General features: G+C 40.9%; 15 protein-coding genes. 8 read left to right on the top strand and 7 right to left on the bottom strand.

Annotated features, from left to right (window positions below):
• The first annotated feature begins 83 nt into the window (after positions 1-83).
• Positions 84-572 carry a GNAT family N-acetyltransferase gene (locus tag AN214_RS04970; protein WP_054978687.1) on the top strand — a complete coding sequence of 163 codons (489 nt, stop codon included), beginning with the start codon at positions 84-86 and terminating at the stop codon, positions 570-572.
• A 168-nt stretch (positions 573-740) separates the two neighbouring features.
• On the opposite strand, the gene AN214_RS04965 is transcribed toward AN214_RS04970, so the two are convergent.
• A complete protein-coding gene (locus AN214_RS04965) occupies positions 741-1,124 on the bottom strand; it encodes a phosphate-starvation-inducible PsiE family protein (RefSeq protein ID WP_054978686.1) in 384 nt (127 codons plus the stop codon).
• A 56-nt stretch (positions 1,125-1,180) separates the two neighbouring features.
• Positions 1,181-2,764: an ATP-binding cassette domain-containing protein gene (locus tag AN214_RS04960; RefSeq protein ID WP_054978685.1), complete on the bottom strand. Its 1,584-nt coding sequence runs from the start codon at positions 2,762-2,764 to the stop codon at positions 1,181-1,183.
• Positions 2,765-3,233: 469 nt separating this feature from the next.
• On the opposite strand from AN214_RS04960, the gene AN214_RS04955 reads away from it, so the two are divergent.
• Complete coding sequence (locus AN214_RS04955) at positions 3,234-4,079, top strand: hypothetical protein (protein WP_054978684.1); 846 nt, start codon at positions 3,234-3,236, stop codon at positions 4,077-4,079.
• 35 nt (positions 4,080-4,114) lie between these two features.
• Here the strand turns inward: AN214_RS04955 and AN214_RS22850 are convergent, their stop codons facing one another.
• From AN214_RS22850 to AN214_RS04945, 3 genes are all read right to left on the bottom strand, one after another.
• Complete coding sequence (locus tag AN214_RS22850) at positions 4,115-4,336, bottom strand: hypothetical protein (protein WP_200911112.1); 222 nt, start codon at positions 4,334-4,336, stop codon at positions 4,115-4,117.
• The gene (locus AN214_RS04950) at positions 4,309-4,902 is read right to left on the bottom strand and encodes a transporter (RefSeq protein WP_200911111.1); all 594 of its coding nucleotides are present in this window, start codon (positions 4,900-4,902) and stop codon (positions 4,309-4,311) included. The genes AN214_RS22850 and AN214_RS04950 overlap by 28 nt, the downstream gene beginning before the upstream one ends.
• Before the next feature lie 71 nt (positions 4,903-4,973).
• Positions 4,974-6,185 carry an EAL domain-containing protein gene (locus AN214_RS04945; protein ID WP_054978683.1) on the bottom strand — a complete coding sequence of 404 codons (1,212 nt, stop codon included), beginning with the start codon at positions 6,183-6,185 and terminating at the stop codon, positions 4,974-4,976.
• Between the two features lie 243 nt (positions 6,186-6,428).
• Between AN214_RS04945 and AN214_RS04940 the strand changes: the two genes are divergently transcribed.
• Positions 6,429-8,624, top strand: a complete 2,196-nt coding sequence (locus AN214_RS04940; RefSeq protein ID WP_152960707.1) for a fasciclin domain-containing protein — start codon at positions 6,429-6,431, stop codon at positions 8,622-8,624.
• A gap of 41 nt (positions 8,625-8,665) precedes the next feature.
• On the opposite strand, the gene AN214_RS04935 is transcribed toward AN214_RS04940, so the two are convergent.
• Positions 8,666-13,144, bottom strand: a complete 4,479-nt coding sequence (locus AN214_RS04935) for an EAL domain-containing protein (protein ID WP_054978681.1) — start codon at positions 13,142-13,144, stop codon at positions 8,666-8,668.
• A 508-nt stretch (positions 13,145-13,652) separates the two neighbouring features.
• Positions 13,653-14,525: a patatin-like phospholipase family protein gene (locus tag AN214_RS04930; RefSeq protein WP_054978680.1), complete on the bottom strand. Its 873-nt coding sequence runs from the start codon at positions 14,523-14,525 to the stop codon at positions 13,653-13,655.
• A 274-nt stretch (positions 14,526-14,799) separates the two neighbouring features.
• Here AN214_RS04930 and AN214_RS04925 point away from each other — a divergent pair, with 274 nt between their 5' ends.
• The 5 genes from AN214_RS04925 to AN214_RS04905 all read left to right on the top strand — a co-directional run bounded on the left by AN214_RS04925 (position 14,800) and on the right by AN214_RS04905 (position 22,864).
• Positions 14,800-16,002, top strand: a complete 1,203-nt coding sequence (locus AN214_RS04925) for a hypothetical protein (RefSeq protein WP_054978843.1) — start codon at positions 14,800-14,802, stop codon at positions 16,000-16,002.
• A gap of 291 nt (positions 16,003-16,293) precedes the next feature.
• Entirely contained in the window at positions 16,294-19,098 is a 2,805-nt protein-coding gene (locus AN214_RS04920) for a TonB-dependent receptor (protein ID WP_054978679.1), read from the top strand.
• Between the two features lie 206 nt (positions 19,099-19,304).
• Complete coding sequence (locus AN214_RS04915; protein ID WP_054978678.1) at positions 19,305-20,630, top strand: DUF5690 family protein; 1,326 nt, start codon at positions 19,305-19,307, stop codon at positions 20,628-20,630.
• Positions 20,631-20,639: 9 nt separating this feature from the next.
• A complete protein-coding gene (phnX, locus tag AN214_RS04910) occupies positions 20,640-21,449 on the top strand; it encodes a phosphonoacetaldehyde hydrolase (protein ID WP_054978677.1) in 810 nt (269 codons plus the stop codon).
• Complete coding sequence (locus AN214_RS04905; protein WP_054978676.1) at positions 21,449-22,864, top strand: FAD-dependent oxidoreductase; 1,416 nt, start codon at positions 21,449-21,451, stop codon at positions 22,862-22,864. Before phnX ends, AN214_RS04905 begins: the two co-directional genes overlap by 1 nt.
• The last annotated feature ends 40 nt before the right edge of the window (positions 22,865-22,904 follow it).

Here is a 22,904-nt window from a genome sequence, read left to right as displayed (position 1 = left end):
CATAATGTTCGCCCTATAATTACGATATTAATAACGATATACTGATTAAATAATTGCTTTTTCATCCAAACCAAAGGTAGCCAATGAGTCTTACTATCCGCAACGCCACTGCTAACGATATTAATACAATTCTGCATTTTATTAGGGAGTTAGCAATATATGAAAAGGCAGAACACGAAGTATTGGCAACGACCGAGACCATCAAACAGAGCATGTTTTCTGAGCACTCTGGTGTTTACGGTTTAATTTGCGAATTAGACGGTCACGCCATTGGCTTTGCCGTATTCTTTTACAACTATTCAACCTGGCTTGCAAAACCAGGCTTATATCTTGAAGATTTGTACGTATCACCTGAATACCGCGGCAAAGGCGCGGGCATCGCGTTACTTCAAAATTTAGCACAAATTGCTGTTGAAAAAGGGTGTGGCCGCTTTGAATGGAGTTGCTTAGATTGGAATACCCCATCGCGTGACTTTTATGAATCACTTGGCGCCGAGCCTCAGCATGAGTGGATTGGCTATCGTATGAGTGGTGAAACGTTAGAAAAATTTGCTGAAAACGGAAAATCTTAAAATAAAAGCGTTACGCATGAATAGATAAGAGTGAAAGCGACTTAAATATGCCGCTTCCACTTTAACAAGCCAGCTGTTATTACGTTACAATAAGCTGGCTTTTTTCTTATCCTTTACTGCAATCAACCAATAGGTAACGCCAAGCGCAAGTACTAAGCCTGCAGTGCTCTAAATGTATTCAGGGGCCAATTTTGTAAAGTCGAGTACAATTACTTTTCGCGCTATCGCCATTAATGCTGTCGCGATTACCAAGTTAACGTGAATTACATCGTCACGCAGATACATAACAATGTTGATAAAGATTTCAATTGCAATCAATACAGCCAAAAACGCGCTAAACACTGCGAGAATGTCACTAATTGATAGCAAGAAATAAGGCAGTGAACTCAATTTCATATACATCACGTAGACAACATCTAACACCCCCCAAATAATGAGCAACATCATTAAAATTGCGAGTATTTTTACGCAAAAGCGAATAACAGTATGGCTAAAATGGATCGCTTTATCATCATAACTTGCTTCATCAAAGCCACTATCATGCTTTTCCATTGCACCTCCTTAATGTGGTAAAATTTAACAATGATAAATTATTGAACTTTAAACGTTTATTCGCGTTCCTCAATAGCACTGACAGAATTAATATCAAGGCGCATATTCACCCCAACTTGCTCAACAAACTGGGTATCGTGACTCACTAATATAAACGCGCCTGGATAGTTTTTTAACGAAATCGCCAATGCAGCTTTCGCAGCGATGTCCAAATGATTATCAGGTTCATCAAGTAGCAATAACGCGTCTTTTCGTGCATGGCTTACGCATAGCATCGCTAGTTTCATTTTTTCGCCGCCACTTAGTGATTCGACTGGTAAAAAAGCGCTATCGCCTCGAAACCCAGCAGACGCGAGCAAGGTACGCGCGGTTCGTTCACTTATCTGAGTTGTCAAAGCCACAATAGCACTTAGTACATCACTGTATTGATCGAGCCAGCGACAATTTTGTTCAAGATAAATCACATCGCAATTACGATTAACTGTTAGGTTCGCCTTGCTCAGGTTTGCTATGTTTTTAAGTAAGGTAGATTTTCCCGAACCATTACGGCCTTGAAGCCAAACACGACTTGTTTGTTTAATGGTGGCGTTCAGTGGTGGATGATGATTAAACTCACATTGCCAGTTGTTTATATTAACCAGTACCTTATTTTTATGAGTGTTTATATCGGCCATGTGGAATGTGACTGGTTCGTTTAATACCTGATCATCGCATACCGCACGCAACATTTTATTTGATGTATCAATACGCGCTTTTTGCAATTTCACTTGCCGACTATGGGATTTGGACGCAGCTTCTTTTTTACTATCGAGTAATACTTTAGGCTGACTGCCCGATGTTCTTTTTTGCTTGCCCTGGGCCGCACGCTGACTTGCTTTTTCTAAGCTTAGCTGTGCAATGCGCTTAAATTGCGTTTGCTCGCGTTTAATGTGCTCTTGTTTCGCTCTTAGTGCTTTTTGCTCCGCATTAAACTGTGCTTTAAATTGATGATAGCCAACACCGTATTCATTTACCGTACCATTAATTACGTGCAATGTACGTGTGCTGTGATCCAATAGATTTTCATCGTGACTTGCCATAACCACAATCCCCCCAAAGGCTGTTATCTGGCCGCTTAACCATCTTCTGGCATTTAGGTCAAGGTGATTGGTTGGCTCATCCAACAATATAATGTCTGCATCACTGTTAAAGCACCGATGTAGCATTAAACGAGCTAGCTGCCCATAGCTTAATTTATTACACGATATGAACGGGTCTTTTGGTAATGCAAGTGACGTTAACAGTGCTATTGTATCTCGTTCGCAATGCCAATCATCTTGTAACGTTTGATAGTCGTTAACGTCGATGCTACCCGCCTTGATGCGCGACAACGCCTTTAGTTTATCGGCAACACCTAAATAGCCTGCAACCGAGCAATTTGGCATGTCATTGAGCTGTGAAAAAGTAGCGGTTTTGCCAGAGACTTTAATCGTGTTATTGCAGCCTTCAAGCTTTGCTAATGCGTTTATAAGTGTCGACTTACCGCTACCGTTGTTACCCACTAAGCCGTAAACGCCACTTGTTAGTTGCAGTGATACATTTTTTAAAATGCTTTTTTGCGCTACGCTGTATGAAAAATTTGAAATTGAAATTTGTGGCATAAGACCATCCTTTTACCCAAGTAAAAGGGATCAGCATCACCTGCGAGAAACGTCTAAGCATTATTGCACTTAGCGTCAATATTGATTTTCAGTGAAAAATTGGCAAAGCAACGCCTACTAATCCCTAACATTAAACAGAAAGTTAAAATTGTTTGGGGAGTTAGTTGTTCATGTCGGCGTTTGCTCCAATAAGAAAAGTAGGTTTACTTTGCCCTAAAACGACAAAACGCGCAAGTAGTCAGCAACACGAAACGAAAAAGCGCAGAAAATAACGTTATTATCAGCCATCAACACATTGATATTTAAACAATGCACAGGTATATTGCGCGATTATTACACAGGGAATTATCTAACTCCCTAATAGACCTTTCAAAAATAAACTGAAGTTAAGCCTACTTAACCAAAAAACGATATAAATTAATAAAGTACAACACGAATTACGAATAGTTTAAGTTTTAAAGGATTTAAAATGCGATATTGGTTTTTTGTTTTAATCATCGTGTATACGTGTTCGCTTGGGGCAAAAGAAACGCTTAGAATTGGTGTTCAGCTAGAAGGCCAAAAACATGTCGAACAATTTATTGCGGGTCGCGAAATTAGTAGCATAGATGATTACTCAGGTGAGTTTGCGTATCGCGATGTGGTTGAGCAAGTATTATTGTTACAAGCACTTCACTTTGGTGGATTTCGTGGCAACATTGAATTAGTACAAGCAGATCACTATAAACGACGCTTGCGCCTGCTTGAACAAGGACTGCTTGATTTAAGCGTTACCGGAGTTTGGCTAAGCGACGCTCTGCTCATTAAAGATAACCTGTATATTTCACGGCCGTTATTACGTGATGGTGAAGCCGAGGCAGGTTTTTATGTACATCAAAACAATACACGCGCACGTCAGGTCAATGACAAATTTGGCTTACAGCGCTTAAACGCAATTTCCAATAAAAACTGGCAAATTGATTGGCGAATAATGTCGGCAATTGGTTTCGCTCATTTAGATAGCGTAAGCCAATTTACACAAATGACCGATATGATTATGAAAGGCCGAAGTGATGTTATGCTTGCGACATTTTACAACACCGACGATCTGAGTTTTTCACAAGACAATGAAACCTTTGTACCAATTCATGGATTGAAAGTTAAGCTCCCCGGTAGCAGGCATTTTGTTGTGTCAAAAGCCGCGGGCAACTCAGAAATATTTGCCTATGTGCAACGGGGCTTAAAAGAATTACGAAGCCGCGGTTTAATCAATAAAGCGTATCGACAAAGCGGCTACATAAATGAAAAAGTGAACGATTGGATGGTGATTCGTTAACCGTACTATGCAACAAGTTTACATTTATAGATTGGTTACTGCGGAATTAACCAGGTGATCATAATTCGTGCCCCCATTCCATCAGGTCCATTTTCTGGGCCTTTTGCCCAGTAATGCAAGCCTGCACCAAGGCTAAATACATTATCTCCCAAAGTGAACACTTGACTGGCAACCAAATTGATTGGTACTGACTCTACATCATTTTCCCAGTCGATTGTTGCTTCACTGTTTAAGAATACCGAGGTGCACTTGGCCACGTATAACCAATAAACGGTTGAATAAAAGTTGCATTTACATCAGTCTGACCTTGGTCCTTATCTGCACCAAAACCCCAAATATGATTTGCCAATGCACCAAAAGTCCAACCATCACTTTGTTTAAGCAGCACCGCCGTTGGGCCTATTCCCCAATTATCGCTACCAAACATAGGCTCAGAGGCACTCGGAAACATTAAAACAGGCCCTGCCCCCCAAATCCAGCCGCTATCGGTTTGTTGTTTAGGTGAAAAGAAAAAACTTTGTACTATATCGCCAATGCCTTCTTCACGAAACGAGCCAAAGTCTTGGCTTACGATGGGAATAATTGTGCGAGAGATTAAATTCCAATTATCGTTTACATCGTACGGTACAACAGGCTGAACATTGGTTAACCAACGATCACCTTGCTCGTCCTGACCAATATTCGGGTCGTAGTTAAACTGCACTGGCACACTGATCATATCGGCAACAGGGTTTTGTAATTTTTTGGCGATATCAGCGGAATTGTTTGCTGTGACAGTAAATGAGCTTAGTACAAGCAACGTACTTAGAATGCGATATCTCATGCGCTTCATCCTTAAAGACTAAAATTCGTTTTAGTTTACTATTTAAACACTTACACTAACGCAGTTTGTCTTTAAGAGATAGATTTTTCGGAGATTTGTTTCCATTTGCTGTACCAGCGCACAACTTCATTGATGGGTTTTGGCCGACAGATAAAAAACCCCTGTAACAAAATACCAATTTCACTTTGGCGCAAGTATTCTAAGTCTTCAATATCTTCGACGCCTTCTGCAACTAGCTCTACCTTTTGCTCTTTCGCAATATCAATAAGCGACTTAACAATCACCTGAGAAAATTTATCATCACGAATGCTCGAAATAAAACATCTGTCTATTTTAATCTCGGTAAACGGCAAGGTTCTTAACTGGTTTAAATTGGTAAATCCCGTACCAAAATCATCAAGCGCAATACCATAACCATGCATGCGCAGGCGGTTTAACGTTTCCAGTTGTTCGGGCGTACGTAACGCGTATTCTTCGGTCACTTCAATAATAAATTGGCTTGGCTCTAATCCGTTAACACACAATATGGTCGCCATTTGCTCGGCGCAAAATGCATCCTGCATTTGTTTGGGTGATAAATTAATTGCCAGTTTAAAATCGTGATCAAAAATCACCTGCAATTCGCAATAATGGCGTGCGGCTTTTTCAACAAGCTGAAAAGTAATAATATTTTCGATACCAAGAGATACTGCTGTAGGCAAAAAATGTTGCGGTAGAATGGCGTCTATACGACCAGGTTTTACGATTCTTGCAAGGATTTCTAAACTGTCTACACGGTTAGTTTGGCTATTAATTTTAGGCTGGTAGTAAGGTTCTATTTGCTGGTTTTCAATGGCTTCTATCAGTTCTTGTTCAGAGAGGTATTGCAAGGTTTGCATTTTAACAACATTGAGTGTTTTTAGCCGGTCTAACACCATTTCAATTTGTTTAACGCTAACTGGCTTTGACAAATTACCAATAAGCCGAACTTTATGAATTTTAGCAAGGTCGGCGGCCAACGAGATAACACGTTCATCCATTTCTGAAACAATTGCCACTCCACCATTAAAGCCAATTTCGCCTAACTGCCTAATAAACGCCATACCGTCTAATTCAGGCATATTTAAATCAGTTAATACGCAGTGATAAGCTGAACTATCTTTTTTGATTTCGTCAAATGCAAGACGCGCGGAAGAAAAAGTCTCGGTATTTTGATAACCGAGTCCATTGAGCATTGCTTTTAACGTTAACAACATGGTTTTCGAATCGTCAACAATCGCAATTTTAATTAAATTTTTATGCATGTCGCATTCCTTGCAAGTAAGAACATCTTTGACGCCAGCCCTTTCCCTTTTAAGTCTAGTAACAAACTGAAAGATTACAAAAATTTAATCGTTAAATTGACATCAAATAGTATGTCATTTTGCGTTTAGTTTATTCATTAAAAATGATTAACAAAACCGAAACATTACATTAATTTGATCTAGTTAAATTTTTAACCCGTACAAGATCTCGCCAGTTAATTATCAAAAAAAAGGATAAACAAGGTGAGAAATTTATTAAAAATAGCACTTTTAGTGTCATCAACGCTTGTAGTAACTGGGTGTAACGACGATGACGACGATCATAAAGTGGAAACGCCAACGACACCAGTTGCCACACCAACAACAGTGGTCGACGTTGCTGTGAGCGACGGCAACTTTACAACGCTAGTCGCCGCACTTGAAGCAACAGGGCTTGACGAAACGCTTGCAAATACTGAATCCAACTTTACCGTATTTGCGCCTACCGACGCTGCATTTGCGCTGTTACCTGAGGGCACTGTTGAAGCACTGTTAGCCGATACAGACACGCTTTCTGATATTCTCACATACCACGTTATTGCAGACAAAGTCGATGCGGCAACGGCAGTATCAAGTGCAGGATCAAAAGTAACCATGGTTAACGGTGATTCGGTCGGTTTATCGCTCGACGGTGATAATTTGCTGGTCAACACAGTAACTGTTACAGCAACCGACATAATGGCAGACAACGGTATAGTTCACGTTATTGATGCTGTGTTAATGCCCCCAACAGATAAAGGTATGCCAACGGCAAATATTGTTGAGACCGCTGTTGCAGCAGGTACTTTCAATACGCTCGTTGCTGCTTTACAAGCAACTAATTTAGATACAGTGCTCGCTGATGAGTCTAAAATGTATACGGTATTTGCGCCAACTGACGATGCATTTGCAATGCTTGGTGAAGAAACCATCAATACATTACTTGCAAATACCGACGTGTTAAGCAGTATTCTTTTGCAGCATGTTGTTATGGGTGAAGTTGACTCTGTTACTGCATTTACCCTAAACGGGATGGAAGCTGAAACAGCTTCTGGTGCTAAATTGCCTGTATCAATCAACTCAGAAACTGATTCATTGATGTTCGGTGGTGCTAAAATTGTTACCAAAGACATCTACACCACTAACGGGATTATTCACGTAATTGATGCTGTTATTGTGGGTGATGTAAGTGTACCTGAGCCTGTCGGCAATATTGTTGATGTCGCCTCACAAGCAGGTTCATTCAACACATTATTAATCGCCGCGGCTGCCGCGGATCTTGCTGAGGTACTTGCAGACGAATCTGCAACTTACACCGTTTTTGCACCAACAGATGCTGCATTTGCACAACTTCCTGAAAGTACACTAAATGCCCTACTCGCCGATACAGAAGCGCTGAAAAATGTATTGCTCTACCACGTTATTGCTGATGCGAAAGTAATGTCGGATGGCGCAGTAGCTGTTGCGAATGGTGAAAATAATAAGGTGACTATGGCAAACACTCAAATGGCCGCCTTATCACTTTCAGGCTCTGATTTGTACATAAATGCGTCTAAAGTATCTGCTGCCAATGTTGAAGCAAGTAATGGCGTAATTCACGTGGTTGACCAAGTGATTTTACCACCATCAATGAAAGGCGAACCGACTCAGAACATCGTTGAGGTTGCCGTATCCAATCCTGACTTTTCAACCCTAGTGACCGCGTTACAAGCTGCAAATTTAGTCGATGCGCTAGCTGATGAAACTAAGTCTTACACGGTATTTGCACCAACTAATGCTGCGTTTGATAAAATCCCAGACGATGCGTTAACAGCATTACTTGCCGACAATACGGCTTTAACAAATGTGTTGTTGCAACATGTTGTGGCTACTGAGATAGATTCTGTTTCTGCGTATGCAGCAAATGGTAAAGCAGTAGACACTCTTGCAAATAATGATGTATCAGTGGATTTAATTAATTACACCGAATCAACTAATTCGGCGTCAGATGAAGTTGCCTATGATGCTGCAGGTCAAATGCTAGTCGGCGGTAATGGCTCTGCCAAAGCAGGTTACACGCTCTATGTGTTCGATAATGACCTTGGTCAAACTAGCAGTACATGTGTTGATGCGTGTGCAGATGCATGGCCGCCAGTAATGGTTACTGATGAGATGGTTGATAATATTCAAGGCTTAAGCGTTATTACACGTGCTGACGGTACTAAACAAGCAGCCTTTATGGGTCGCCCGCTATATTTTTATGCACAAGATATGGCACCTGGTGACACCAAAGGTGATGCAGTTAACAATGTTTGGTGGAAAGTGTCATTGCCACAAGTTGCGCTGCAAGTGCAAGGGGCTAACGTGGTGACTACCGATATTTACACTACTAACGGTGTTATCCATGTGATTGATACCGTTATAACTGAAACCTTAAACTAAACACTCCCTTCGTGTTAAAGGGGCGTTTGAAGCCCCTTTTTTTACGCATTCTTACAGGCGTTGATTTTACGTGATACGTCGCTTTGGAATTCGTCACTTAAAAACGTAGTTGCCGGTACCGGTTTGGCAAAGTAAAAACCTTGAAGGTTATAACAGCCTAAGCGTTTTAACACGCTGACCTGCGTAAGCTCTTCAACCCCTTCGGCGATACAGTAACTGCCTAAATTTTTCGCTAAATCCGCAATAGTTTGTACGATCGCTTGGTTTGTGCGGCTGGATAACATTTGACGAATAAAACTCTGATCTATCTTAATCACATCAATTGGAAATTGGTTGATATAAGTTAACGACGAATACCCTGTGCCAAAATCATCCAAATACAATTTAAAGCCTGCTTTTTGTAAGCGCTCTAGTTGCTCAAGGGCGTTCACCGTGTCTTCAATCAAAATACCTTCGGTAATTTCTAAGCGAATTTGACGTGGCGATACGTTGTTGTCAGCTAAAATGGTGACAAATCGCTCAACCAAATTAGGCTGGGTAATATGTAACGCTGATAAGTTAATTGATAGATAGCGGTTCTCATTACTTGCTAACCATGACGCTAACTCTGTTGTCGCTGTTTCAAGGGCTATTTCAGTAATCGCGACAATTTGCCCAATTTGTTCCGCCAACGGAATAAACACACCCGGTGAAATCATTTCGCCGTCTTTAAACCAGCGTAATAACAACTCTACACCCACTACTTTTTGTGATTGTGTATTAACAATAGGTTGATAGAAGTTAGTCAGTTGGCGGTTTTGTACCGCATTAACTAATTCGTTTTCAAGCAACATACGGTTGCGCGCTTCTTTATTAAGCTGCTCGGTGTAAAAACGGTAACAATTACGACCACTGTTTTTCGCGTGGATCATCGCGATGTCTGCTTTTTGTATTAATTCTTCAGTCGTTTCTGCGTCAAACGGATAAAATGAAATACCAATTGAAGAACTAATATTGACCGTATTACCATCAATTTTATAGGGTTGTGCTAATGTGTTGTTGAGGTCATTCGCATAATGGCTAATTTCTTGTGGTGACACGACATCTTCAAACAAAATGATGAATTCATCACCACTTTGTCGGCCTACACTATGTTGTTCACCAACGACTGATGTCATACGCTCGGAAACTTTAACTAAAAGCTTGTCACCAATGCTATGACCAAGTGAATCGTTGACTTGTTTAAAGCGATCTAAATCAATGAATAACACCGCAACGACTTTATTTTGCGCGTGCAGTAATGCTTGCTCGATGCGGTCATTGATTAAACTCCGATTAGCTAATTGCGTTAGATGGTCGTAATTTGCCATCTGTTTTAATTTTTGCTCGGCTTCTTTTTGTTGTGTTAAGTCTGATACAACCACAACATAGTTGCTTACATTCTCATCTCCGATAGCTGAAATAGACAGCGCAACTTCAATGGTTTCATTCTCAAATACCCAAGTTTCCTCTCGGCGTAAGTGTTCACCGACCTTGAGGCTGGCCAATTGCTCAACGTAAAATGCTTGACGCTGCTCATCAAATAACGCCAATAAGGTATCTTGTGTCGCATCTTCCGAATGCCCTGAAAAACGTTTATTAAACGCTTCGTTTGACGCCACTAATTTAAACTTACTATCTAAAATAATTAGCCATTCGTTCATTTTACGCAGAGCTTCACCGTAGAGGCGCGCTTGGATTTCTTTATTTTTGGTTTCGCTAATATTGGTGTAAGTCCCTGCATACACGGGGTTTTCTTCATTTTTGCTTTCTTTAGAGCGCTTGCCTAAATCACGATACCACACCCATTCACCACTTTTGGCGCGCATGCGATACGTCACATCCCACAAATTGGTTTCACCACTTGAAAATGCCCGCCATTTTGCTTCTAAACGAATACGATCTTCAGGATGGATTAGTGACATATGGTCATGAAGAGTGGTAAGCGTTTCACGCTCATAACCTAAGTCAGAAACAATGCGGTCTTGATCCAATTGCTGGTTATGACTGTTATACACCCACACACCGCTGTTACTAGCCTCAAGCGCCAAGCGTGCGCGCTGCTTTGCCGCCATAGATTCATCATGGAGCTGTTGTAGCCTATGTTGCTGTTTAACGCGCTTTATATAGATAAACGTAAAACTACCAAGAAACAGAATAACATAGCCAACAATGGCATATGGCGATGTCCAGGGATTGTGCTTGACATAAAATGAAAACGTTTCAGGCTTGCCAAGTTGCCCATCTTTTAACGAGTAGGCTGCGACGTTGAAGGTATAATCACCTGGCAACAGGCGAGTAAACTCAATGTTATTTTTACCGTACTGTTCATAAACGACACTGCTTGGCCCTTGTAAATCGACACGGTACTTAATTTGCTTTTGATTGGCAAAGTCAAAGTTAGAAAAGTGAAATTTCAGGCCAAAATCATCATGTTCAAGCGATAATTGTTGCTCCATTAAACCTGACAAAGTAAGTTTCTCATCACGAGATTTTAGCTCAACATCAAGCAACCTTACCGGTTTGTCGTTTCGGCTTTTTTCAATTTCTTCGGCGTTAAACAAAATAATGCCCGCAGGTGTAGTAAACGCAATACGGTCATCTTTTAATTTATGTGGTGCATTGTAAACTTCATCACTGATCAATCCCTGTTCATGAGTAAACTGATTGATCGCATCAAGTTCTTTATCATATTTAATTAATCCACTTTGCGAACTAAACCACAATGCGCCGTTATCACTTTGCGTGACACTGAATAACCGATTATCCGGCAAACCATCGGCAAAGGTAATTTCTTTTTGTTGTTGGTATTTATCATCAAGGGCCACTATGCCGTGAGCGTTATAAGCAATCCAAATTGTATTATCTGCGTCTCGTGTCCAGTCAGATACAAACTTAAAATCGTGTACTTGATAATTCTCGAGTTGATGAATTAAATCAAATGTATCTTCTTGATAGTTATATTGATAAATCGCACCACCAACACTATAAAGCACGCCAGACTCATCAACGAAGCTTTTCATAAAGCCAATTGATAAATCAGGATCAAAGTGTTTATCAAGATTCTTAAGAGAGATGAGGGTATTTTTCTGTGTATCTAAAATAAAATGCCCTTTGTAACTAACAAATATCAAACGATGTTGGTCTAGTGGGTGAACACCGTAAGGATATAGCTCAGTGAACTCTTTATTTACCTCTGCAGATAAGTTGGTCGGCACAACAACTTCTTTTTCAGTATCAAAAAGTGTCAACCCTTCACTGTGTACCAGCCAAATTTTTCCATCACCTGCGTCAAAAATATACTGAATAAAATGCTTTCCCCATTTATTTTTGAGGTTATCTTCAACGAAGAAATGTTTAGTCTCTTTTGTTTCAGTATTTAGTTTTGTCAGGCCATTTTCAGTTGCAACCCAAAGCGTACCTGCTTGCAATTCAATAAAGTCGGTTACTGAAGAGTTAGACAAGTTGATACCAGACGCTTTGCTGTAACTTGAAAATTTTTGCAAATCGGGGGGCCAGTAATAAACCCCCTTTGACTCAGACGCTAACCATAACAACCCACTGTCGTCTTGGAATATGTCTTTGATTGCATCATTGCTGACGAGAGGGTGACGTTTTGAATATTGTGCCAGCAGATTTAACTCAAGTGACATTGGGTCGAAGCGGTATAGTCCTTTTTCTGAAGCGATATAAAACGCGTCTGCATTTCTTACTACACCCCAAATATTTAAATCGGCAATAAGCTGCATGGGTTTAGCATCTTTTTCATCGAGTTTAAGTGCAAACAACCCTTGAACCGTGCCAATCAATAAACCTAAACGATGATCCCACGCTAAGTATTTTACATTGTTGTTATCATAGGTATCTTGTATGTTAGAGGGCTTATGGTGCGTTAACCCTGCACCACCTGTCTCGATATGATAGACATAAAGGCCTTTCGATGTACCAAAATAGATGTATTCCCCTTTGTAAAACAAGGTACGAATAATGTCTTGATTTTCATTCAATGAAAACAGAATTTTAAATTGTTTACTTGCAACACTATACGAAACTAAATGACGACCAATTGCTAATATCAAGTCACCATTTACTTCAATAACACTCTCTAAACTTAAGTACTCATCTTTAGTTTCAACTAATTTTCCATCATAAAAACGTGTTGCTTCGAGTGTTAGAGGATCAACAAAATACGCGCCTGTGTAATACGTGCTAACAATTAAGTTACCGTTTTCTAGTAAATGGAGTGCAATAATGCCATCGTTTACAAATACGTTGTCAGGACCCGTTATTTTTTCAAATTCATAACCATCAAAACGATTCAAGCCATAATCTGTGGCAACCCATAGATAGCCATAGTTATCTTGCAGCGTTTGGTTGACATAGCTTTGCGATAACCCTTCTTCAACGGAATAATTTTTCAGATAGCGGCTATATTCCGCAGCAAACGCATTGCTGGATGCAAAGAGTAAGACAAGAACAAAAGAAAAGACTTTATGAAACAAAAAATTAAACCCTAGTCACATGAATCCGTTCAGAATATGAGAAGTAAACCAACGAGCCATCACTGCTGTCGTTTCATTAATACAGTGTAAAACACAAAGCATATTCAAAGAAGAAAAAATTGATCTTATTCAAAACAACTTCTTAACATTAAAAAACGAACTTTAAAGCAAAGCCAAACCCGTAACAAGCTGAAATAGCTAATTATTAACGATAAAACGCATAATACGGAATAGTCCTTTTGTCGTATCAAAGTACTTTAAAGCTAATCTGTACTTATTAAGCTAGATCTTGCCTTGGCAATATAACTTTGTATTTGCCTTTCATTTATAATAGCCCGTATTGGCCCAAGTGCGTGTATTTTGGCCATAAAATACAACAAAACATGCATATTTAACCTATAGCCAAGTAAACCCAGTTTAAATTGTGCAATTCTTCACCTGTTTTAGTGCTTTTAAATCGCTAACTTTACGCTACGACAGGCTATGTTAAGGCGCTCTGACTTACACATTACTCAAGCAATAAATAGTTATTTTTAAGCGCTTTTATACAGGTACTGTAGCCAAGCGCAATCATCTCAGCGGCTTTATCAAACTCCAATGTGCCACAGGCATTACGGCTAATCTCAACCAGTACATCAGGCGGATATGCCGCTAATTTAGCTGCAGCTAAGTGAGACTGCATGGCATCAAATGCTTTATCTGCTACTTCGTACGCCCCCAGTTTATTCACCTCTTTTTCTTCTTTATCAAATCGCAATGAATCTATAAAACGTGAAATTGGGAATGTATCATCGTGAATTTCGACTTTTTCGATGGGTTCTGGTGGTGTTGCTTTTTCACTGCCTAAATTAACCGCTATTTTATAATCACTGTCATCAATAAACGTAGGAGCAATCGGCACAGGATTTAACACCCCACCATCAATTAGAATTCTATTATTGGTTTCAATCGGTGTAAAAAACAAAGGAAGTGAAATCGATGCGCGGATCGCGTCGAATAATGAGCCTGAATTTAGCCATACTTCTTTACCGTTTAAAATATCAGACGCAACAGCCGTGTAGCTAATTGGTAACTCGGTAATCGTAATATCCCCTACCATTTCCTTTAAGGTGTTAATTATTTTGTCGCCCTTTACAAGCCCATTATTGCCCCACGCTAAATCAAGCAATGACACAATATCGTATTTGTCTATTTCTAAAATCCATGTCTCAAATTCAGGCAACTTACCTGCTGCATAAATACCACCGATTAAAGCACCAATTGAACACCCTGATATGGAACAAATCTCAAAGTTGTGCTGTTCTAACGCTTTAATTACGCCTATATGCGCAAGCCCACGTGCACCACCACTGCCTAAAATAAGTGAAATGCGTTTTTTCATCTATTTATCTAATTTTACTGAGTTTTTACTATTAGTACATAAGATTACATACCGATACAATAAGATCAGCTAAACTTATTAGCTGGGTTAAAAATCGATACCGTCACATCAACTCATTATGGAATAAGCGCATGAATACACTGCTGTCTAACGTATCAGTTCGTATCAGTATCAATATCTTTGGAATTCGGATTAATAACCGAGCATAAAATTGTATACAATTTAAATCTCGGTTATTATGCCTGTCATTTCTATCGTTCAAAATGAGTTAGCGATGTCATTAAACCCCCTTGCAGAGCAATACGTAAAGCTAGTACTGGCAATTGGCCTTCATCACCCACATTATGTTGACGCTTACTATGGCCCAAGTGACTGGCAACCAACTATTAAAGAGCCGCTTGAAGCTATTCAACAGCAGGTTACAAAACTTGTAGATACCTTAAAACGAACAACACCAAATGAAAGCGAAACACTCAGACATACATTTTTATTAAAGCAAAGTGAATCAATACTAACTTTTATAAATGTAATTTCGGGCAACGCACCAAAATTCGATGATGAGTCGCTTGCGTTATACGATGCCATTTCGCCCAATAAGACGGAGACTGAGTTTGATAACGTCCTACTAGAGCTTGAAAACCTGGTACCAGGCGACGGTAGTTTAAGCGAACGCATGGTGGCATTTAACGCACAATTTGAAATTCCCAAAAATAAGCTCGATGACGTATTTAAAGCCGCAGTATCGCGTTCACGGGAGATTACCAAGCAATTTATTCCACTTGCAGATAATGAAAATTTTCAGCTGGAATATGTAACTAACCAAATTTGGAGTGGCTATAACTGGTATAAAGGCGATAACTTCAGCCTGATTCAAATGAATACCGACTTCCCGATTTATATTTCACGTGCCGTCGATTTAGCCGCCCATGAAGGCTATCCCGGTCACCATGTGTTTAACTCACTAATGGAAAAGCACCTAGTGAACGAAAAAGGCTGGATGGAATATTGTGTTTATCCATTATTTTCCCCTATGTCACTGCTTGCCGAAGGCTCGGCTAACTATGGCATTGAAGTGGTTTTTCCAAAACCTGAACGCATGGTATTTGAAAAAGAAGTACTCTTCGTGCTTGCCGGTCTCGATGTCTCACAAGCTGAGCGCTACTATCAAGTACAAGCGCTACTGCAAAAACTCTCTTATGCTGACAACATGGTTGCTAAACGCTTACTTGATGGTGAAATATCAGAGCAACACGCAGTCGAGTTATTAGTTAAATACACCTTAGTGAGTGAAGCGCGTGCAACACAGCGCTTAGGATTTATTAAAGCAAACCGTGCCTATGTGCTTAATTACAACCTCGGCCAAGATATTGTTAAAGCCTACATTGAAAAACATGCCAATATGCAAGATAAAAACTCTGTTTGGCAGGTGTTTACCGATTTACTAGCAAATCCAAGGCCCGCGAGTTTATTGGTATAACTCATTCAATAAGGCCTTTTTTGCTGTTTAACTTGGGCGTAAGCCTCTTCAAAAAATTCCTAACTAGCAGTTGCAACTATTATTCTTTGTAACTGCTTTATTTTATCTCATTTAAAATCAATGTAATAAAAATTTTTAGTTAACTTCTTATCCCAAGTTCAGGTTAAATAAAAAACTCAGTCAATTTTCTATTTTTCACACAAGCGTAACCGATTTGTAAAAAACCCTCGTTAGACTGTTTTTCAGTTTCTGGTCTAGACCACAATAATTTACTAACTGAGAAGCCTTAACATGAAAAATATATCGCGTATTGCCGCCAGTATACTGCTGATAACAAGCCCCCAAATTCTTGCCGCAGAAGCAAAACTGACAGGCGTTGTAAAAGATCAACATGCAACACTACCAGGTGCCATGGTGAAAGTAGTTGGAACTAATAACAGTGCCGTTACCGACTTTAATGGCCGCTTTGAACTGCCTAAATTAACACCAGGTACGTATCAACTGGAAGTTAATTACATGGGTTACCAAACAAAGTTACTGAGCGTTTCTGTTAAAGATGATGAAATGAAAGTACTTGAAACCATTGTCCTCAATGCTAACAACACCAACAATGAAATTGAAGAAGTGGTTGCGATTGGTCAAATCCAACGTGGCGAAATGGCCGCAACTAACAGCCAAAAAAATGCCAGCAATATTATCAATGTGATATCCAGTGACGGCATTGGCAAATTACCAGACCGAAATGCGGCAGAAGCAGTACAGCGTATTCCGGGTATTTCCATTGAGCGCGACCAAGGTGAAGGCCGTTTTGTTGCTGTACGCGGTTTACCATCACAATGGAGCTCAGCATCAATAAATGGCAATCGCTTACCAACCGCTGAAGAAGAAACCACCAGCCGCGCTACCGCATTTGATTTTTTCCCAAGTGAACTCATTGAATTTGTTGAAGTATCAAAAGCCATTACACCGGATATGGAAGGTGATGCAATTGGTGGTAACGTTAATTTCATCACCAAAAAAGCCCCTGACGAATTTACCTTAAATACCAATATCGCGCTGGGTGCAAATGAACTTGCCGAAGGCACTAACTACTCTGCTAGTGTGCTATATGGCGACCGTGTAGCCGATGACAAACTCGGTTATCTAATTAATGCCACTGCTTGGAAACGTGATTGGGCGACGGATAACTTTGAACCTCGTCGTGGAAATGATGGTATTGGTATTCGTCGTTTAGAGCTTCGAGACTACACAGGTACACGCGAAACCTACGGTTTAAATGGCTCTTTAGAGTACACCTTAGATCAGGGTAAAATCAGTGCTAGCGCAATGTACGGTACCTTAATCGACGATGAAACCCATTACAAACATCGTATGCGTTTTGACAAAAACCGCGTTGAAGTGCAGCACATTCGCAATGAACTTATCACCGAAATGCGTGGCGGTGAACTTGCTGGTGAACATTATTTTGGTTTTGATAAAACACTTTCTTGGTCACTGTCGAGTTACGAAAATGAGTTCCGCTACGGCGATATGCCAAATGGCGAAGACAACAGTTACTTTGTTGTGCGTTTTGACCAAAAGAACGTTGGCTATGTTGGCCTTGAAGACCGTGGCACAGGTAAAAACTATGCCTACAACGAAGTGGACGGCGGCAGTGACCCATGGAATGCCATCAGTAACCACTTGCCAAATGGCTTTCAAATGTCACCAAGCGATACCAAGCTTGCATGGGTAGAGCTCTACAAAGTTTTCGTTAATGAAAAAGACAAAATCGTTTTCAGCAGTGATTTTGACTGGCAACTAGATAACAGCTTATTACTTAAATTCGGTGTAAAGTACCGTGATAAAGAACGCGTTGCCGAATTTGCTGATGAATTTTACGCATGGGATAGTGAGAACTATGGTGATGCACCTACGCTTGCTGACTTTTCGTTAAGCGACCAACCAGGTCGAAATGATTACTTAAACGAACTCAGCATTGATTACGCAAGCCAGTTCTCTCAAGTGGCTTCCACGGATGCGTTAGCACAGTTTTGGACACAAAACCGCAATAAATTTAAGCTCGATGCCGGTGAATCAGCACTTATTTCAAACGGTGGCGCACTTGGTCGTAACTTTGATGTAAACGAGCAACACGCCAGTATTTATGGTATGGCAACATGGCAAGCTAATGAACAAATCGAAGTACTCGGTGGCCTGCGTTTAACCCAAACCGATACCGAAGTATCGGGCTTTACCTATCTTGCCGATCAAGACAAAGTGGTTGAAAGTAAGGCCGAGAATGATTATCTCTCTGTGCTGCCCTCGCTTCATATCACATATAAAATGAGTGATATGACCAATTGGCGTTTAGCACTCACGCGCACCTTTGCCCGTCCGGATTTTGGTTCATTATCGCCAGGTGCAACTTACCTAGAAGCAGATAACCAACTATTTTCAGGTAACCCTGAACTGGATCCAACCTATTCAAACAACATTGATGTCATGTTTGAACATTACTTTGACCGCCTTGGTTTAGTGTCAGCCGGTGTGTTCTATAAAGATATTAAAGATCCTATTTTCCAAAGCAGTTCCATTGGCAATTACAACGGCCGTGAAGGCGTTAATTTAATTCGCCCAGAAAATGGCGACAACGCATCGTTAGTGGGATTAGAACTTGCGTTTAATCGTGATTTTGGCTTTATCGCACCAAGCCTTGAGAACTTTGGGGTAATGGCAAATGCGACTTTTATGGATTCAGAAATGACCATCCCAGAGCGCGATGACGTTGTTAGCATCCCTCGCCAAGCCGATGAATTATTTAACATTACCCTTTACTACGATAACACCTTCTTTGCTGCGCGTTTAGCTGTGAACCACAAAGGCGAATACATTGAAGAGCACGGCAGTGATAAACAAAGCGACAGTTACTACGGTGACTATACCAGCGTTGATTTCACTACCTCGTATCAAATTAATGACGATGCCATGGTTTACCTTGAGCTTAATAACTTAACGAACGAACCCTTAATGTATTACCAAGGTCAGCAAGGTCGCCCATTGCAAGTTGAATATTACGGTATTCGCGGCATGCTCGGCCTTAATTATCGTTTCTAACGAATGTTTTTAACGCGAACGAGCGAACAGGGGTAAGGGTGCATCACAATGCAAACTTAACCCCTTTGATTACACATTAAGTTCACAGAACACTATCACAATGGGTTCCCGAAACAATTGCCCTAAATTAACACTGATTTGTTGATAGTACCGAGGTTGCAAAGCACCTGCTTTGCACCCTTTTTCAAACGCAGTCGAGACGTATTATGTTGTTTAAAAATGCTAACTGGTTACAAAAGACACAAGGCCCCGCGTTCGTATTATTCGCAGCCTCCGCTGCCTTTATGACTTATTTTTGTATGTACGCATTTCGAAAGCCATTTGCTGCATCAAGCTATCTTGCATTTGAGCAAGAAAACTGGCTTGTAAGCTTTAAAGTTGCGCTGGTATTAAGCCAAGTATTTGGTTACATGCTAGCAAAATTTATCGGCGTAAAAGTGATTTCCGAAATGCACTCTAATCAGCGAGCCAAAGCCATAATTTTAATGATCTTAGGCGCAGAGCTCTCGCTGGTGTTATTTGCACTATTGCCTATTGGCCTTAACATTATTTGCTTATTTTTTAACGGTTTATCTCTTGGCATGATTTGGGGGGTCGTCTTTAGTTATTTAGAAGGTAGACGCACCACCGAAATCCTCGGTGCCATTTTAAGTATCACCTTTATTTTATCATCCGGTGTTGTGAAAACCGTTGGCCGCTATATTACCAACAACCTAGGTGTCTCTGAGTTATGGATGCCAGCCCTAACTGGCCTAATCTTTTTACCCTTATTACTGCTCAGTGTAGTGTGTTTAAACGCCATTCCAAAACCAGATACAAACGATATTGCAGCAAGACAAAAACGAACACCAATGGATGGCAAAGCACGGTTTAACTTCTTTAAACAATATTGGTTTGGTATTACAGCGCTCGTTTTAAGCTTTTTACTTTTCACAGGCTTTCGAGACTTTTTAGATAATTTTCAAGCAGAACTCTGGATGGCGTTAGGTTATGGCGAAGAGCCTACCATTTTTGCTTACGCAGGCATTCGCATTTCATTTATCGTGCTGATTGCCCTTGCCATGATGGTACTGATTAAAAACAACAAAACCGCGTTTTTAGTCAATCATGGTTTTATCTTATTTGGCACATTGTTACTCGGTGCCAGTACCTATAGCTTCGAATTGGGCCTATTAGATGCTAAAGCATGGATGGTACTACTTGGCGCAGGGCTTTATATCGCGTATATCCCCTACAACTGCTTTTTATTCGACCGCATGATTGCCGCCGTGGGCGGTGTTGCCAATGTGGGTTTTCTACTCTATTTAGCTGATTCAGCTGGGTATATCGGCTCGGTCAGTATTTTGCTGTATCGCACCTTTGCCGAGCCAGAGTTGTCATGGCTGAGCTACTTTATTGCTACCAGTTACTGGATCTGTGCAATTGCAAGCGTATTGGTCATCAGTTCACTTTGCTACTTCAGCATTATTTTATCTAACAAATACACCTCTAAACGAGCACTTAATGCTAAGTCGCTCGCACCAACTCATTAAGGACTATTTATGAAACAAGTAGAAGCGCTTATTCTCGACTGGGCAGGCACGGTTGTTGACTATGGCTCAATTGCACCCACTACCATCTTTGTTGAAGCGTTTAAATCGGCTTATGATTTTGACATCACGCTCGAAGAAGCACGAATTCCAATGGGCATGGGTAAATGGGATCACATCGAATCACTTGGCAAGCTCGACAGTGTTAATCGCCGTTGGTGTGAACAGTTTGGTACGGCAATGACAACCGAGCAAATTGATCATATTTACCAAACCTTTATGCCGCTGCAAAAAGCCAAAGTTGCGGATCGTTCAGCCCCTATCGAAGGCGTGCTACCAGTGATACAACGCTTACAAGCAAAAGGAGTTAAAATCGGCAGCTGTTCAGGCTACCCGCGCGAAGTAATGACCGAACTTGAAATTGCCGCAGCTGAACACGGTTATCGCCCTGATTACTGCGTGGCAAGTGACGAGTTAACAGCGGGCTCTCGCCCCGGTCCTTGGATGACTTTGGAAAATGTTAACAAGCTAGCAATTAATTCTGTCAATCACTGTGTAAAAGTGGATGACTCAATTCCCGGTATTTTAGAAGGGTTAAATGCGGGCATGTGGACAGTCGGTGTGGCACTTACGGGCAACGCTGTGGGCAAAAGTGAAGAAGAGTGGCAAGCATTATCAGCAAGTGAGCAAAGCAATTTATCACGCGAAGCATATGCCCAATTATCAAGTGCCGGTGCTCATTTCGTGATTAATAGCTTAGCCGATATTGAACCGGTACTTTTTGAGATTAATGCACGCTTAGCAAGAGGCGAACACCCTTAATGACGTATCAACCTTTTTGGTTTGATCAAGCTATGGCTGAAGAAACAACCTCTGTTTCTTCAGCCAGTATTGATGAAAACCCTTATGACATTGCAATTATTGGTGGTGGATTTACCGGACTTTGGACGGCAATCACTATAAAACAACGCGCACCAAACACGCGTATTGTGATCCTTGATAAAGATTTATGTGGCCAAGGTGCTTCAGGTCGCAATGGCGGCGCCATGCTGACGTGGTCAACTAAGTATTTAAGTTTGAAAAAACGCTTTGGTGAGTCACAAGCCAAGTGGCTAGTGCAACAATCTGAAAACGCCGTTCATGCAATATCCCAATTTGCCACAGAACATAATATTGACTGTGATTTGCGTGTCGATGGCTGTTATATCACCGCGTCTAATGCCGCGCAACAAGGTGTGCTTATACCCTGTCTTAGTGCCCTTGACGGTGTTTCGCTTAATCAATGGCAGGTAGTAAATAAAGAGCAGCTGAAACACACTGGCTCAGGTCAAAATCAACACGCGGTCTTTTCACCTCACGCTGGTAGTGTGCAACCGGCTAAGCTGGTTCGCGGGCTACGCCGTATTGCCATTGAAATGGGCATAGTGATAAGTGAATCCACCCGTTATGTTTCCCACACAAAGGAAAACGCACCACAAAACGAGACTATTACCGTTTGTTATAAAGACAAAAATTTATCAATAAAGTCTCTTAAAACTGAAAAGTTGTTATTTGCCGTTAATGCCTGGTTACCAAGGCTAATGCCGCAATTTTCGCGAAATGTCGTGCTGGTATCATCCGATATGGTGATTACTAAGCCGATGCCAGACAAGCTTAAAACATTAAACCTTAACCATGGTGCAGCAGTTATCGATTCGCGTATCTTTGTGAACTATTACCGCACAACATCCGATGGCCGTTTAATGCTCGGTAAAGGCGGTAACTATTTTAGTTTTGCCAATAAAATGAGTGATAAATTCAATGCACCCAGCCAATATCAAGCTGAGTTAGAGAATTCTCTTAATTATTTCTTTGGCGATCATGGCCTTGAAATTGACCGCACCTGGACAGGTCCATCGGATCGCAGCGTAAGCGGCTTTCCATTTTTCCAAGAAACCGATAAGAATGTAGTAGTTGCCGCAGGTTACTCGGGGAATGGTGTGGTGCAATCGTATTTAGGCGGGCAAATCCTCGCGTCTATGCTATTAAATACGAACGATGAATGGCAAACGTGTGGCCTTGTAAACCAAAATCTTGAATGTTTTCCCGTCGAGCCCTTTCGAACACTTGGCGCTTATATCATTCGCAACGGCATAAGGCGAAAAGAGCGCGCGGAGGATAACAATTTAGCACCATCTAAAATCGATAAATACTTAGCTAAGCTTTCCGGCGCAGCTGCAAAGGCAGATACAAATTAACGCGCAATTCATATGCTTGACATATTTCTAAGGCCTAATA

This window comes from Pseudoalteromonas sp. P1-9 (assembly GCF_001399975.1).
Classification (GTDB): Bacteria; Pseudomonadota; Gammaproteobacteria; order Enterobacterales; family Alteromonadaceae; genus Pseudoalteromonas.
The sequence above is the reverse complement of the archived record's forward strand: the minus strand, read 5'-3'. Positions and strand labels throughout refer to the sequence as shown.

Bases quoted from the DNA above. Each gene is read 5' to 3' on its own strand.
- AN214_RS04920 (WP_054978679.1), top strand. From the start codon at position 16,294: ATGAAAAATATATCGCGTATTGCCGCCAGTATACTGCTGATAACAAGC.
- AN214_RS04960 (WP_054978685.1), bottom strand. From the start codon at position 2,764: ATGCCACAAATTTCAATTTCAAATTTTTCATACAGCGTAGCGCAAAAA.
- AN214_RS04925 (WP_054978843.1), top strand. From the start codon at position 14,800: ATGTCATTAAACCCCCTTGCAGAGCAATACGTAAAGCTAGTACTGGCA.
- AN214_RS04955 (WP_054978684.1), top strand. From the start codon at position 3,234: ATGCGATATTGGTTTTTTGTTTTAATCATCGTGTATACGTGTTCGCTT.
- AN214_RS04965 (WP_054978686.1), bottom strand. From the start codon at position 1,124: ATGGAAAAGCATGATAGTGGCTTTGATGAAGCAAGTTATGATGATAAA.
- AN214_RS04915 (WP_054978678.1), top strand. From the start codon at position 19,305: ATGTTGTTTAAAAATGCTAACTGGTTACAAAAGACACAAGGCCCCGCG.
- AN214_RS04970 (WP_054978687.1), top strand. From the start codon at position 84: ATGAGTCTTACTATCCGCAACGCCACTGCTAACGATATTAATACAATT.
- AN214_RS04950 (WP_200911111.1), bottom strand. From the start codon at position 4,902: ATGAGATATCGCATTCTAAGTACGTTGCTTGTACTAAGCTCATTTACT.
- phnX (WP_054978677.1), top strand. From the start codon at position 20,640: ATGAAACAAGTAGAAGCGCTTATTCTCGACTGGGCAGGCACGGTTGTT.
- AN214_RS04945 (WP_054978683.1), bottom strand. From the start codon at position 6,185: ATGCATAAAAATTTAATTAAAATTGCGATTGTTGACGATTCGAAAACC.
- AN214_RS04905 (WP_054978676.1), top strand. From the start codon at position 21,449: ATGACGTATCAACCTTTTTGGTTTGATCAAGCTATGGCTGAAGAAACA.
- AN214_RS04930 (WP_054978680.1), bottom strand. From the start codon at position 14,525: ATGAAAAAACGCATTTCACTTATTTTAGGCAGTGGTGGTGCACGTGGG.